The following is a 14,601-nucleotide window of genomic DNA, read 5'->3' as shown; positions in this document are numbered from 1 at the left end:
CAACACTCTGGTCAGTTAAATTATGTATGGTTGTTTATGCTGAACGGCATGCCGTCCAGACAGTGCTCAGGGCCTGAGGCTGCACAGATCTGTCAGCTTTAATGTGCACTCATGACATATCACGGTAATAGCACAGCGTAACTGGTTGTTATCAGCCTCAGGCTCTTTGCTGAGGTTGGGAGCGGCAGGCGCACAGGTGCGCAGTTGCACTGGTATGCAGGAGCGGCTCCCTGCTCTTAGCTGCATTTGCCTGGCTGGTGCCGGGCAGTGCAGCAGTGAATAAAGGCATATGTGCCAGAGGGCACGGTTATAAGACTGGATATATGGAAAGCTGGCGACTGCCGTTGCAGTGGAGAGCCGGATTTACCAGACCATGGTCATCACGAAGCAGAGTCATAATGCTCATCAAAAGGACATGCCCGGGGGCTGAGCCCGTTGCCAGCGGCCTGAGCCAGTGGCGCAAAGTGGAGCATGACAGGCAGCCAGCACGTAAAACTGGATGACCTGACATTATGAATCTGTTGCTGGCGCGTCAGTGCACAGGCACAGGCCGATGCTGTAAGGCGGCAGCTTAAGATCCTGCAGGGATGTCAGATACCATAAGTCGCTGCTGTCATGAAAATGCGGCCTCAGGGCCGGGATTGAGACAGACATGCTCAGGTACAGTTGACAGGCAGGAATTTGTTCGTAAGACAAGGTCGGGCGCCCTGACAGGCACACGGCTGCAGTCCTGACCTGAAAGCGGGGACTGCTGCACTGCGCTCAGGGCGCAGGCCTCATGCATATACGGTTACGTACGCTGAAGTATTTCTGATCCTGTAAAAGTATTGATTGTTGGAATAAGCACTGACAGGCGCGCCTTATCTTCTGGGAAGAGGGGGCCTGAAAGAGCCACCGTGTCGACTCTTTATCGCTACTTGAAAGTCATTCCATACCGGGGGTTGCAGAGCCTGCTGGGTTAAGAGACAGGGACTGCTCCAGCCGGGCGGCATTGATGATTATTACCGTCAATTGGCTGTCTGCTGATTAATTGAGCAGCAGCATCGATGCCCGCAGGGGGCATGCTTTGCGGTATAACAGGGGCGAGATTATCAGACGCGGCCATAACTTTATGCCTTAAAGTGGCATACAGTGCCATATATCGGCATATGCAGGCACGGCTTGTTAAAGCAATTTCTGCAGTCGGCCAGGGTTTACCATTGAGGATAAATGACCAGGGAGGCGGCACATCTGACGGCACTGGGCGGTCATGAGGGCAGGCTCATCCATGGTCTTTACCGGTAAAGCCAGGCGGGCAAGGGCAGATTACTGTCTGGCAGCAGTGGCTGCAGCCGCAGGCAATAATGGCGTTGCTGATTTGTTCGCAGGTATAACGGGCAGTTCCCAGGGCCGGAAATAAAGGGCGGGCAGTACAAGGACGGCAGGGCACAAAAGGGCAAAAGCAGCTGTACCGGGCAACTGACCTCAGCATGCTCATGACATTGCAGCAAAGTGAGGCAAGGTCAGAGTAAGGAGGCAGGGCCATTACAGGTAGCAGCAAAACCAGAAGAGCAGAACTGAAACATACCGGCATCACTGCTGCGGCGGGGCCGCATGCCTGGGCCTTACAGCCTGTGCCGCCTGGACACTGCCACAGGTTTTGCAGCCAGTACAGCAGGGCAGCATACCTCAGACCAGAAGGTAAGAGGGGGCATTTTCGATGACTGAAAGGAGCTGGCCTTATCAGTCATGCTACTGTGATGAGGGTAAAGTTAAGCTGATGGTCGTGCTTTTGGGATGTGGTAACCGGCCGGGCTGCATATCCCGGGCTTATCCCGTTGCAGGCAGAGCAGGTTGCCGGAGGTGTTCCTTAACTGTAGCGTCTGTCTGCAGCCCTGAATCAGTCAGAGCACCGGATGTCATCAGGAAAGTAAAGGCTGATACCGGCACTCCCAGAAAGGGGAGTCTGCAGCACAGAAAGCAGGACAGCAGGTGTCCGGACTGTGCCTCTCTGCCAGTCAATCAAAAATGCACAGACTGACAGTCTTTGGCGACGTATGGCAGTGCCATACAGAGCGCACTGGCTGGACTGACGAGGGCACGATTAAAAGCCCCATGGTTAATCCGGCCATAACGACTGCTATTATCTAACAAAGGCCAGTCTGCAACAAGACATGCCGCATTAGACGCCCCGCAATAAACCAGGGGCTTTGCCTCATATCCCAGCCAGCATCGGCCGCACCGATGCCACAGAACTTTTCACCAGCCCGCCAGCCTCTGTCATGCCATGGCAGCCAAATGGCTGCCGTCGCCACCTCGTGCGGCCAGAAAGCCAGCTCACCGCTCCCCCTGGCAGGCGGCAATCAGGCCGCCACCAGCCTGTCCGACAGCAATCAGTCCGGCAGCAAGCATTCCTGCCAGCAGGCAAGCCGCCACAAGATGGACGCCACCATGCTGTCCGCCAGCAGGACGGCTGTAAGTCATCCGGCCTCCTGCAGTGAGGCCTTTCTTCCTTCCATGCCTAAATCTCACAATACGGCCCAGTCCCGTCCATGCCTGTGGCCAGAAACTTGGCACGCATCAGGGCTGGTAACCAGCTGCAGGCCATGCCAGGTAATAAGCCGTGTGCCATGAGCAAGACATCACAAAGTCTTACAGTAGATGCAGGAGAGCAGACAGGCTTTAAAAGAGCATACGAAAGCAATACATAGCCTGTATGCGCGGCATACATAAGACGCAATGACATGTATGGATACAAACATGGTCAACTGAGCTGGCTGAAGCTGACAATAATGACCGGCAAGTCAGTGGAGTGAGTGGGCTTAGTTTGCTAAAATATGCCGTTTACGAAACTTTTCAGCCCCTGAGATCTGCTACAGGCCGCTCTGCTTTGCAGCGCCGCAAGAATCAGTTCCAGGCAGGCACAGTAAAGTTTTTCAGCCACAGCCGGGAGGCTGTATTCAGGCACATATAGCATGAGCCCAAAGGATGCACTGCCAAATGGTGCGCTACCATCGGGGGTACTGCCAAAGGGTGCACCGCAGGCGGGTGCACCGCCAGCGGGTGCATGGCACAGCCCTGCAGTTACCAGCTGCAGGCAGTCAGGGAAGCGCTGTAAGTGCAGCCCTTAGGAGCTCGGCATAAGATAATGAGGACGGTAATGGCACAGTCAGAAAATCAGGAACAGTTTAAGGTTACATACCGCACCGCCAGTGATGATGATGACGGTCAGCGCCTTGATAACTACCTGGCCCGTGTACTCAAAGGCGTACCACGCAGCATGATCTACCGTATCTTGCGTCGTGGTGAGGTCAGAGTTAACAAGGGCCGTGTCTCGCCATCCTACAAGATTAAGGCCGGTGACGAGATTCGTGTGCCTCCGTTAAGAGTAAGCACCGGTCCGGTAACCATTCCATCATCCAATCTGCATCTGGTCCAGGACCTCAAAAACCGTATTCTCTTTGAAAATGAGCTGCTGATTGTCGTGGACAAGCCAGCCGGTCTTGCAGCTCATGGTGGCTCGGGTATTGAGTTTGGTCTTATCGAAGCCATGCGCGCCCTTTATCCTCAGGAAAGCTTCCTGGAGCTTGCCCACCGTCTGGACCGTGAAACCTCAGGCGCTCTGATTATTGCCAGGCGCCGCTCAGCTCTGCGTAATCTGCATGAGCAGTTCCGTAACCGCGTAGTGAAAAAGCGCTACCTTACCCTGGTGCCTGGCAAGTGGGACCGCAAGGTTAACCTGGTTAACGCTCCTCTGGTAAGAAACGAGCTGCGCTCGGGTGAACGTATGGTTGAGGTAAACTTCAAAGAAGGTGCTCCATCCTCAACAGGCTATGACATTGTTGAGAGCTTTGGCGCAGACGCCACTCTCATGGCCGCCATGCCGCACACAGGACGTACTCACCAGATTCGTGTCCACTCAGCCTACGTCAAACACCCTGTAGGCGGAGACGACAAATACGGTGACCGTCAGTTCAACGCATGGCTCAAGAGCCTGGGCATGCATCGCATGTTCCTCCATGCCTTCCGTGTCAGCTTTATCGATCCGGCCACCGACCGCGTCCAGAAGGTCGAGGCCCCGCTGCCTCCTGAGCTTGAGGCTGTCCTTGCTACTCTGCGCTCCCGCACTGACAGCTAACCACGCACCCCTATCTCCAAATCAGGAGCAGCATCCAGCTATCGCTTTTCCAGCACATAACCGGCTGAGCACTGCTGCCAGCCAGACAGTCCAGGGACGCACCCTCAGCAACTGCACCTGGTGCTGTTAAACCTCGGGCCAGTTCGGATAATCCGCACTGGCCCGTGTTGTAAGTAGAGTACAGAAAAGTATCTCAAGCCCTTATTTTGATAACAGCAGGGGCTCTGTCAGTATATGGCTATAGCCATGACCACATCCCATTACCACATGAGCTCAGGCCTTCTGAGTTTTACTGCAACGCTCGGGCAATGAGCCTTGCCTGTCATGCACAGGCAGTCATGCACAGTCAGGAAGGCACAGGCAGTCATGTACGGTCAGGAGGGCATAGTCAGTCACAGGTAGTCGTGTACAGTCAGGAAGGCATAGTCAGTCACATGCTGTCATGCACAGGCAGCCGGTCACATGCAGTCAGGCAAAGGCAGGAATGCCCATTTGCCAATCAGATGCAGTAAGGTATGGCAAGTGCGTGAGCTGTCCACTGTATGGCCAGCGTATTTCAATATGGAGCAAAGCTCAGTCAGCCTGTTATCATAGAGCTCAGCTGTACATGCATGGTTATGGCAGCTGCATTAAGTCCAGATGGTACAGCCATTATGGATAGCTCAGAGCCTGCCTTGCTTTGCCACTCTATGACAGCCTGAGTCATTACGGTCTCAGGACGGTATGAAAAACGCTCAGAAGTATGGCAAGCCCATTGAGCTGAGCAGGGGGCAATACCAGCACATGTGATACCGGCTTCACCGGCATCTGGCTTCCTGATGTAACCCAATTACAGGAAAAATTCCGTGACACTGAAATTTGATGATGGCCTGAAAGAGCAGATGAGCAATGTCAGGCTGATTGCCTTTGATGTAGATGGCACTTTAACTGACAGCATCGATCAGATCATTTTGTGCTTTACCCGCACTTTCAGCCATTGCGGCCTGCCTGTGCCTTCAGCTGAGGCTGTCAAAGGCACTATTGGCATGTCCCTGTACCTGGGCATCAAAAGCCTGTTGCCAGATCCGACTGACGAGCGCCTGGCAGCCGAGGTGACTCAGCTGTACCGTGATACTTTTGCTGTAAGCAAGGATATCAACGTAACCAGACTCTTTGATGGCACTCTGGACATGCTCGCTGCACTCAAGGACCACGGCTATGAGCTGGCTATTGCCTCAGGTAAATCAAAAGTAGGTGTAGACAGACTCTTTGTTGACGTACCTGAGCTCAAACAGTATTTCAGTGTAATCTGCACCGGTGACGACTGTGAGTCCAAGCCAAGCCCGGCCATGATTAATCTGATTTCAGCCAGGTCAGGCACCCCGGTCGACAGGATTATTGGTGTGGGAGATGCCGTCCTGGACATCCAGATGCTGCGCAATGCCGGTGCCCACGAGCTGGCTGTCCTGACTGGAGCCTGCGACTACTATGCTTTTGATGACCTGGACACAGAGTTTATCCTGCCAAAAGCAACCGATATCCTCAAATACATCTGCCCCTGAATCATCTGACCAGCCACCAGTCAAGTCAGCATGAAAACACACCTTGCCCAGGGCATGCAAGGTAAAGCCTGGCAAAACCTGGCTTTGGAACCATAACCCCCTCAGTCCGGAGTCAAAATCAGGGCAGTCTCCTTTATCTAAGAAATACTTTATAAAACAAAAAGTAATGTCTGCAAGTTGATAAAGAGCAGGCTAAAATTCCTGTTCATATCATCCAAAACAAAAGAGGCCCGTTGCCATATGGCAGCGGGCCTCTTTGTATGTAACTGCATACAGCTGCAGTTTAAGCGCTCTTTGAGAGCTTAATAATGATTATCCGAGCAGGGACAGACCAAGCTGTGGACGGGGGTTAGCCTGCATCTCTGGTGTGGTCTGGTCTGGTTAGAAGATTATGTTGCTGACGCGGGCGCGGCGGGCTTCGTCGTGGCTCTTCATGATTTTGACGCGGCGATCGTCACGCATGGAGACTGGACGGCCTTTCTTGGCCTCAAAGTGACGGCGCAGTACCTCGTAGTCGTGGACACGGCGCTCGTCCTTGCATACCTGCATACGCTCGTCAGCACGGTCAATTACCTGCTTGAGGCTGTCCTCTTCGCCGTTCTCACCCCAGGTGGCGCAGCCAATACCAAAGCAGATTGGTACCGGTCTTTCCTCAAGAGGTACGGCGGTCTCATTGTAGAAATTGGTCTGCTCACGAATGCGCAGAATCTCGAGGGCAATATCCTCGGCACGGCCCGATGGGCAGTTTGGAATGATGACCAGGAACTCGTCACCGGCAAGACGCAGGATCTCAATATCGGTTTCTTCTTCGGCACTGTTTGCTGTGGCGGTGTTGATATTGCCACTGCGCTCTTCCTCAGTGGTGCCGGTCTTGCCAGCTGCAATCTGCATGGCGCCTTCTTTGATGGCAGTGGCAGTATCGTTGACGATAAAACTGCCCTCGCTGTCCACAGTGACACCGGCTGTTACTGCTGCAGCATTGTCTGCCGCAGTGATGGCCTTATCAGCAGATACTACAGTAGTGCCCTCCTCTGGAGTCAGAGCTGCACGGCTGGTAACGGATGGAGCAAGAGCTGAGGTGCTGGTGCCACTGCGGGAAAGCTCCTCGCGTACCCGCTGCTCTGCTTCCTGCCTTACCTTTTCCAGAAGACTGCGGTGATAGCTGCACAGAGGGCTGGAGCACAGAGGCTCATAGAAGTCACGATCGCCATAGTCTGGTGGTACCGGTACTGATCTGTCTTTAGAGGAGAGCTGATCGTTGACTGAGGCAACGGCTTCATGAGCCTTCTTAAAGCGTATGTAATCAGCTGAGTTAACGCGCTTTACAGCATCGTGGATGATGTCACGGGTCTTGATTAGCAGATAGTCGCCATGGCTGTGACCAAGAATATCATTGGTCAGCTTGAGGCCGGAGACATCAATGAAGATGATGGATACAGGCTGATACTCCTCTTCTTCGTAGCGCATGGCATTTTGCTGGAAGAAGTTTCGGTTGTGCAGACCTGTCAGTGAGTCGGTAAACATCATGAGCTTGATGTTATCAAAGCTGCTCTGTACCAGATTGATATTGGTTACCGAGCCAATGCCACGAATGGCAATACCATCCTCATTACGCTCCTGCACCAGGCCACGGCAGATAGCCCAGATATATTCGCCATTTTTGTGGCGCAGACGCATGCAGCTTTCAAAGTAGTCACCATACTGAGGAGAAAGCTTGATCTGACGGAGCACCAGAAAGAAGTCGTTATCGTCTGGATGGACCAGAGTTTCGACCAGATCAGCCAGAGTCTTTGGGAACTCTTCTTCAGTAAGACCCAGCATGGCGTGCATGGAGGCAGAGCATACGATATTGCCCTCAAGACCTTCCCACATGTACATGCCGTCACCTGACATCTCACGCGGGATAAATTCAGAGTGCGGGCTGGACTCGTGGGACATGTAACCTGTAGCCCATATAGCCTGACCGGTTTCATCACGCTCAAGCACAGATCCCTGAATGATAAAGGTCTCACCCTCATAAGGGCCAGAGATCATGGTGATTCTTTCAAAAATCACGTCACCGAGCACGTTCTGACGCATGTTCATGGCAAAACGTGCGGTATCAAATGCCGAAACGTGGCAGATAACCTCTGGTACTGGATACCATTTGTGATACTCGGTCTTGCCCATACAGGCCGCGCAGATCTCGTCCATAAGGAAGCTGTCAGAATTGCCGTCATAGACCCAGTGGCCCTGAAGTCGGGCATATGGGAAGGTGTTATGGGCGACAGCATAGGAGACATTCTTGCGCGAAAGGCTGCGGCTTTCGCTCTTTGTCTGCTCCACTGCAGCTGCAGTATTGTCCTGCTGTCCTGACGAGGCTGCAGAGTTTTGTTCAGCGCTGTGATCTGAGGTATCTACATTGTCGGTCATAGGGATAGTCTATCCAGAGGTAAAAACCGGCCCTGAAATCTGGGCGATGACAGGGCAGTTAACAATTGAGCCCCTGAGGGGCTCAATATGTATAGCAAATCGTGGGCGGGCGCATGGACGGCTGCGGTGCTGTCCGTAGACGTCAGGCACAGCCTGGCACTGCATTCATGGACATGCACTGCCATGCGCAGCGCGGGCTGGCATGTGGCGGCGCGGTGCAGCGCTGCGGGCAGAGCCCGTGGCGGCGCGGTGTAGCGCTGCGGGCTGAGCGCCGTGGCGGCGCAGTGTATCAGCAGAGCCTGCCGTCAGGCAGGGGCTTTGCTGGCGGGCGGGCGCTGCCATAGGTAATTTTACGCAAAGAGGCGCTTATCGGTCATGTCTATCTTCTGCTTGAGTGAGTTTTCGATATAGGCACGGACCATTTTGTAGTGTTCGTCGTGATTACGCTTCTTGTTGACCTGCATGAGGCTGTCTGCCTCCTGAATGGCCTGATAGAACATGCCCATGGCTTCATTGCGGTCACCCTCATCAAGCTTACGACCGGCAAAGGCTGTAAGGTCGATGGTGCGGGTGCCTACGCTGAAGAATACCGGCATACGTACCGGAGCCAGAGCGTTATATTCAGTTACTGCAGCTTCAACACGCTTTTCAATAACAGCGGCCTCTTCTTCATCACAGCCCTGCAGAATACACACAACCTCATCACCACTGATGCGAATGCATTCATGCTCACGCTCCATGCAGTTTTGCAGCATGATGGTGGCAGAGCACAGCAGACGGTCGCCTACAGCATGACCAAGGTAGTCGTTATAGGCCTTAAGGGCAGTGACGTCAGCAAAAAGAATGGTCAGAGGGCGGGTTGCCTCATGGATAAATTCCTCCATGTGGGCAATCAGGTAAGTACGGTTGCGCAGTCCGGTGAGAATGTCGGTAAACACCTTGCTCTGCAGTTGTTCATAGCCCTGAATAACGCGGTTGATGTCGATATTGATGCCCAGAATACGGGAGGCATGTTTGCGGTTATCACGTGCTACTGCCATGCCTATGGATTTGGTCCAGATGTAGGAGCCGTCGCGGCAGCGTGAGCGGTACAGAAATTCAAAGCTGTTGCCCACTTCCTCAGACTTGATCAGGATATTTTCCTTGCGCAGGGTCTCAACATCGTCAGGATGAACTACATTCTGCTGCCATTGACGCTTTATAAAAGGAACCTTGGCATCATTTGGATGATATCCCAGCAGCTCATAGTAGTTTGAACCAAAGATGCATTCACCTGTAGGGACAAACCAGTCAAATGAGGCACTGTCAGTTACGGCATGAGGGATAAGCTCAAAGAGGTACGATGCCACACGGGTAGTTGTGACATTGATATGGCTGAGCCTGCCGTTGGCAAAAAGGGCATTGAGCTTGATGTAAAGCTTGGTTCCGGCCAGCTCTCCATGGCTGAGCACAATGGCAAAAGAGGCGCTGTCACAGGAGTGACGGCCTGACAGGCTTGGAACGAATGAGTCATCACCACTGCTTTTGCCGCTGCGCTTTGTGGATCGCTGATTACGGCGCTGAACATCATATGCGTCAATGGCAGCATTGGCACTGTGCATGGACATGGCTGGGGTACTGGTCTTACCGCTGAAAGGATCAGTACCAAATGCTACTACTGGTGCACCAGACAGAGTGCCTGAGTTGGTAGGGGCTGTCTTAGGAGCAGGGGAATTAACGGACAGGCCATTTGAGCTTAAGGTATCAATCCAGCCGTTAGGGGCATGTTCAGCCGGGGCTGACTTTATCCTGGCCAGCTGATGGGCATGCTTTTCCTGAAGCTCACGCTCAATACGCAGCTCTTCTTCATCCGGGGCCTCAAGACCGCTGTTGTGCACACCACGGCGCAGGCGGCGTGCCATGCACAGCTCAAGCGCAGCCTCTGGATCATTCTTGGCGTCCTTGAGGGTACGGACATAGGCAAAGGCTTTATGGATAACTTTAAGGCCAAAAGGGCGCAGCAGGGCACGCGGCGACATCCAGCGACCGGCAAACTCAGGGCCGATGCTGAGCATGGAGGCAGCATTGGCATCAATGAAGATAGCCTTGCGGTCTACAACATACAGACCAAAGCCAGGAATGCTGACTTTGCGCTCAAAGCTGTATTGAGCTCTCATGCCCTGTTTTACTTCTGTCTTCATACAAAATCGGCGCTGCCAGGGTCATATGACCAGAGCATGGCGCCTCCCTCGCTTTCAAATTCGCCAAATGGTCTTTCCTGTCAGAAAGGAAAAAACCACCTGCAGTAAGGAAGTCATCTCTGCCGGAGCAATGTCCTCCGGTCAAAGATCAAATCAATGTTAACGCTGCTGCACAGCCTGGCATGGTGTCTGGCGGTACAGTCAGAAAGTTTCAAAAGTTTCAGTGTTACTCACCTGCCCCATATGCTTTATGAGCTTTTCAGCTCATATGGCTGCACCCGCATATGCGTGGCAGGCATGCGCCCAGTCTGGTCCCTGGCAGGACGGCTCTTCGCGCCGGCTGCACTATGTACTCACCGGTGTGGCCGGGAGGCTCACAGGCAGCTGCTGCTGTGCATCTTGCCGGGCTGCATTTGCATTACTGTATGGTACCAGGGATCTGTGCTTTAAGGGGCATTGCATATTGCTGATGCCACCTTGCACCGTGCACCTGTCACCATGAAACTGTCACCCTGCACCTGGCAGACAGTGCCTGACACCGGACATGCGCCGCATACTGCACCTTGCAGACAGTGCCCGACACCGGACATGCGCTGCATACTGGTCGCATGTGGCTGTAAGTCCCGTAGGCGAGCAACACTGGCTAATACTGTTAAGAGCTGATATCCAGTCCATGCACTTGTCAGTGGCAGCGCTGGATTGAGCATGCTGTTAAAAATACTGCAGCCAGTGGCTGCAGCGCTTACATGCACCGTACATGACTGTGGTCACTGTAGCTGCCATGGGCATTTGCCTGCATGGCGGTGCACTGGTTATTGTTGTCAGATAACCTCCCGTAGGAGGGGCGCTCTCAAATCCCCGCAAAAGGTTGAGAGCTGCACTTGCCTGTGGCCTTGCATGGACCGCTGTTAACAGGGCCGGGAAGTCAATCGGCTCTGACTGACCAGAGGTTTGCAGGAAAAGTCCTGATGGCCTCATGGGCTGTCTGTGAGCTGCAGACTAATGCTGGCTCTGCTGGCAGTAACAGGTCCTTAGCGTCGGGACTGCAGTATGGCAATCCCTGGCAGTACAGCCGGCCACATTTTGCGGCCTGAAAGCTAAAGTGCTGCGCCATGCCGGGCTGTGACAGTCATTATTGGTCACTGTATTGTCGTCTTGTCGGCATGGACTTTCCGGGCATGGCAGCAGGCTGCATTTTTCAGCCGTAGAGCTTAAATGCAGTGCCATGCCTGGCTTGTGATATTCATTGTTTTTGTAATGTATTGTTTTCCTGTCGGCATGACCTTTATGGGCATGACAGTTGGCCGTTTTGTGCGGCCTTGCAGCTAAACTTCAAAGTGCTGCTCCATGCCGGACTGTCCTGTGATATTCATTATTTGTCACCGTATTGTCGTCTTGTCGGCATGGTCTTTCCGGACATGGCCGCTGGCCGCATTTTGCGTCATTACAGCTAAGTGCTGCGCCATGTCTGGCTCTAATACTCATTGTTGCACTGTGTTTTTTTGTCCTGCCTCTATGGCATGAGGTCATATTCATCAGGTCAGCTTATGATGGCCTTGCAGCAACTTTCCCACTGATTACAGATTCAGACTGCCTTGCAGGAAAGAGCGCCTTAACAGGAGCGGTAAACAGCAATGATAAGAATGACTGCCACAGTGTGGCTGCGCTTGCGTCAAGTCATTTAGAGCGTCTGCTGCATCTGCCTGTACGGGTACGGCAGCATTCATTCATATGCAGCTGCTGCTGACTTTTTGCCACCGGTAAGGGCGGCTTGTGAATGGCCTGAAAATAAGAAATCCAGCTCTTGCCAGCACTTAATCCAGGACAAAATATAGATGCAAAATACGCATCTATAGCCTGCTAATTATAAGTGATATTTGCAAAGCCATATGCCCCGTCGAACGGCTTTTATTAAACCAAAGGCTGAAAGTTTGACCGGGGCCGCAATTATTAAATCCAGGAAGCTGACTATATCAGCCACTGACAAAAGTTTACGCAACTATAGATTTATATTTATAAAATCTGTTGTCGCTGGCTAAAAAAGCGGCTGCTACGCATGATAAGCATGGTCTGAAGAAAATGTCCAAAGGTGCATAAATATGCAGACATACTTGTTTACCAGCAGGGCCTTTTTAGGGATCGCACTCCCGGAACCTTAGGGCTGGCATGAGCTGTCGCTCAATGCCTGAGCTGCCACTGCAAACAGACATACAGGCACAGGCGCGGGCATCATGGTACAGACGGCCAGCCATACTGCGGCTGCTGGCGCATCATAAATCTGCCTGTGCAGCATAAATCAGCATGCCCAGGCTCACAGCTGCAGCATGGCAGCCGTGGCTCTGTGGGTTGGAGAGCAAGCCCAGCCCTGAAGCCATAAGCACACTTCTGGGCCGTAAGTGCCAGTCTTAAAGCTGTAAGCACACTTATGAAGCCGTAAGCGCCAGTCTTGAAGCTGTAAGCGCAGGTCCTGAGGCCTGGTGGCTTATGGATAGCTGTCATGTGACCGTACTGTGCAGACGCGCTGCCGCCGTCTTTGCCATGGCTCCAGTCCTGGCAATTACCGGCTGGGCGGTGTCGGGATATGCAAGGCGGGTTTTGCAGGTCTTACTTGCCTTGATGGCCTTTGTGCACCTTGTATGGCGCTTCATGCAATCCAGCAGGTTAATTTTGAGCATGCCGACAGCGCTTTCAACATGCCATCAGGGGGCTGTTGCCGCGCTGTTAATTCCATGCCTTAACAGTATGTCATTGATTGAATTAGCATCAGCACAGCTACAGTCATTTTGATTCATTTTTGTGAGAGCTCTCGACTGTCTCTTATCTGTGATGATCCCGCGTACTGGCAAGCCTGAGGCAGTAATGGCCCTGCTGTGTAAAGTCTGATGGGCCGGCCCTGGTGGCGGCCGCAGTTTTGCTGCTGACATGCTCGCAACACCTGAATTATGCGGCCAGGTGTATCTGTGTATGAAGCGGCAGTGGTTCATGCTGGCGCTGCAGGAGCTGCCGCATCGCGATGGCGCTGCAGCATCATTATCGCTTTTGCTACGCAGCTTGTGCAGTGCGGTGCGCCAGTCATGGCTGGGCCGTCAGCCAATGGTTAGCGGCGCGAACTGGCGTGCCTGCGTGCCCGCGTGTCTGCGTGTCTGCGTGCCCGCGTGTCTGGGGCAGGCGTTCGTGCATGCCTGGGCGGGTGTGGAGAAAATTCTGTTTTATTAAATACGAAGCCCGGCCGCCTCTGAGCGTGCTCAGATGCGGTCGGGCTGATAAAAATGGCGGCGGCGTATGCCTTAGCCTTGAGAGTGCCCTGGGCGGTGCCAGGGCAGCTCCATGTGGGAGCCAGGCGGGCCTGGCTCATGCTTTTCTGGTCTGTTTAGACGTTGTAGACGCCAAAGTGCTGCTTGGAGAAAGCAACACGGGCTTCTATTGACATGTTGGAGCGACGGTTGAGGGACTCAATCAGTCGCAGACGTGGCAGCAGACCTGCGTTGTTGGCAGTCTGAATGGCCATGCCCGGACGGGCATTGAGCTCAAGGAGCATTGGGCCACGGAACTTGTCGAGCACAATGTCAGTACCAATGTAACCAAGGCCGGACATCTCATAGCATGAGGCGGCAAGGTGCAGCACCTCATCCCAGTGAGGGACCTGCAGCTGATAGAGGTCCTTGTTGGTGTCCGGGTGGAACTCAATGGTGTCATTGTGCTGTACGGCACGTACAGCGCGTCCGGTTCTGATGTCGATGCCCACGCCTACGGCTCCCTGGTGGAGGTTGGCCTTGCCGTCGGAGGCGGCTGTGGACAGACGCATCATGCACATTACAGGGAATCCCTGGAATACGATGACACGGGTATCAGGAACACCCTCGTAGGAATAGCCCTCAAAGCAAGGATCAAAGTGAATGAGATCCTCGATAAGAGCAATGTCAGGCTTGCCACCAAGAGAGAACAGACCGGCCAGAATGTTGGACACATGACGGCGCAGATCGTGGATATTGATGGCCTGGCCTGAGGCCTTGATAAAGCTCTTGCCCTCTCGGTTGATGATAACCAGAATGCCCTTGCCGCCTGAGCCCTGTGCAGGCTTGATGCAGAAAGACTTCTTGTCACCGAGAATGGAAAGAATATTCTGAGCCTCAACCTGATTGCTCACTGAGCCTACCAGATCAGGGACGTTGACCTTGTGCTCAAGAGCAATTCTCTTGGTCTTGAGCTTGTTGTCCACCAGAGGGTAGAGACGGCGCTTGTTATAACGGCCAATGTAATTGACATTGCGCTGGTTCATGCCCATGATGCCCAGGCGCATCAGCGCCATGGGACTGGTGTAACGGTTTAAAAAATCAGAAACAAAGGACAT

At 53.3% G+C, this 14,601-nt stretch carries 6 protein-coding genes; 3 read left to right on the top strand and 3 right to left on the bottom strand.

Annotated elements, in window-relative coordinates; genetic code table 11:
• Window positions 1-3,139 precede the first annotated feature (3,139 nt).
• Window positions 3,140-4,117: a 23S rRNA pseudouridine(955/2504/2580) synthase RluC gene (rluC, locus tag MXE39_RS03960; RefSeq protein WP_246977441.1), complete on the top strand. Its 978-nt coding sequence runs from the start codon at window positions 3,140-3,142 to the stop codon at window positions 4,115-4,117.
• 845 nt (window positions 4,118-4,962) lie between these two features.
• Window positions 4,963-5,658 (top strand): HAD-IA family hydrolase, encoded by a 696-nt coding sequence (locus MXE39_RS03955; RefSeq protein WP_246977440.1) that lies wholly within the window; start codon window positions 4,963-4,965, stop codon window positions 5,656-5,658.
• A 381-nt stretch (window positions 5,659-6,039) separates the two neighbouring features.
• Here MXE39_RS03955 and MXE39_RS03950 read toward each other — a convergent pair whose 3' ends face one another.
• Complete coding sequence (locus MXE39_RS03950) at window positions 6,040-8,070, bottom strand: diguanylate cyclase (protein WP_246977439.1); 2,031 nt, start codon at window positions 8,068-8,070, stop codon at window positions 6,040-6,042.
• A 350-nt stretch (window positions 8,071-8,420) separates the two neighbouring features.
• Window positions 8,421-10,250, bottom strand: a complete 1,830-nt coding sequence (locus MXE39_RS03945; RefSeq protein ID WP_246977438.1) for a diguanylate cyclase — start codon at window positions 10,248-10,250, stop codon at window positions 8,421-8,423.
• Window positions 10,251-13,214: 2,964 nt separating this feature from the next.
• Between MXE39_RS03945 and MXE39_RS03940 the strand changes: the two genes are divergently transcribed.
• Entirely contained in the window at window positions 13,215-13,466 is a 252-nt protein-coding gene (locus MXE39_RS03940) for a hypothetical protein (protein WP_246977437.1), read from the top strand.
• Between the two features lie 154 nt (window positions 13,467-13,620).
• Here the strand turns inward: MXE39_RS03940 and MXE39_RS03935 are convergent, their stop codons facing one another.
• Window positions 13,621-14,601 (bottom strand): alpha-L-glutamate ligase-like protein, encoded by a 981-nt coding sequence (locus MXE39_RS03935; RefSeq protein ID WP_246977436.1) that lies wholly within the window; start codon window positions 14,599-14,601, stop codon window positions 13,621-13,623.

This window comes from Anaerobiospirillum sp. NML120511 (assembly GCF_023050955.1).
Classification (GTDB): domain Bacteria; phylum Pseudomonadota; class Gammaproteobacteria; order Enterobacterales; family Succinivibrionaceae; genus Anaerobiospirillum.
This window is presented reverse-complemented; position numbering and strand designations above follow the sequence as displayed.

Coding starts and splice junctions, on each gene's coding strand:
- MXE39_RS03950 (WP_246977439.1), bottom strand. CDS start 8,070: ATGACCGACAATGTAGATACCTCAGATCACAGCGCTGAACAAAACTCT.
- MXE39_RS03935 (WP_246977436.1), bottom strand. CDS start 14,601: ATGTCCTTTGTTTCTGATTTTTTAAACCGTTACACCAGTCCCATGGCG.
- rluC (WP_246977441.1), top strand. CDS start 3,140: ATGGCACAGTCAGAAAATCAGGAACAGTTTAAGGTTACATACCGCACC.
- MXE39_RS03940 (WP_246977437.1), top strand. CDS start 13,215: ATGAAGCGGCAGTGGTTCATGCTGGCGCTGCAGGAGCTGCCGCATCGC.
- MXE39_RS03945 (WP_246977438.1), bottom strand. CDS start 10,250: ATGAAGACAGAAGTAAAACAGGGCATGAGAGCTCAATACAGCTTTGAG.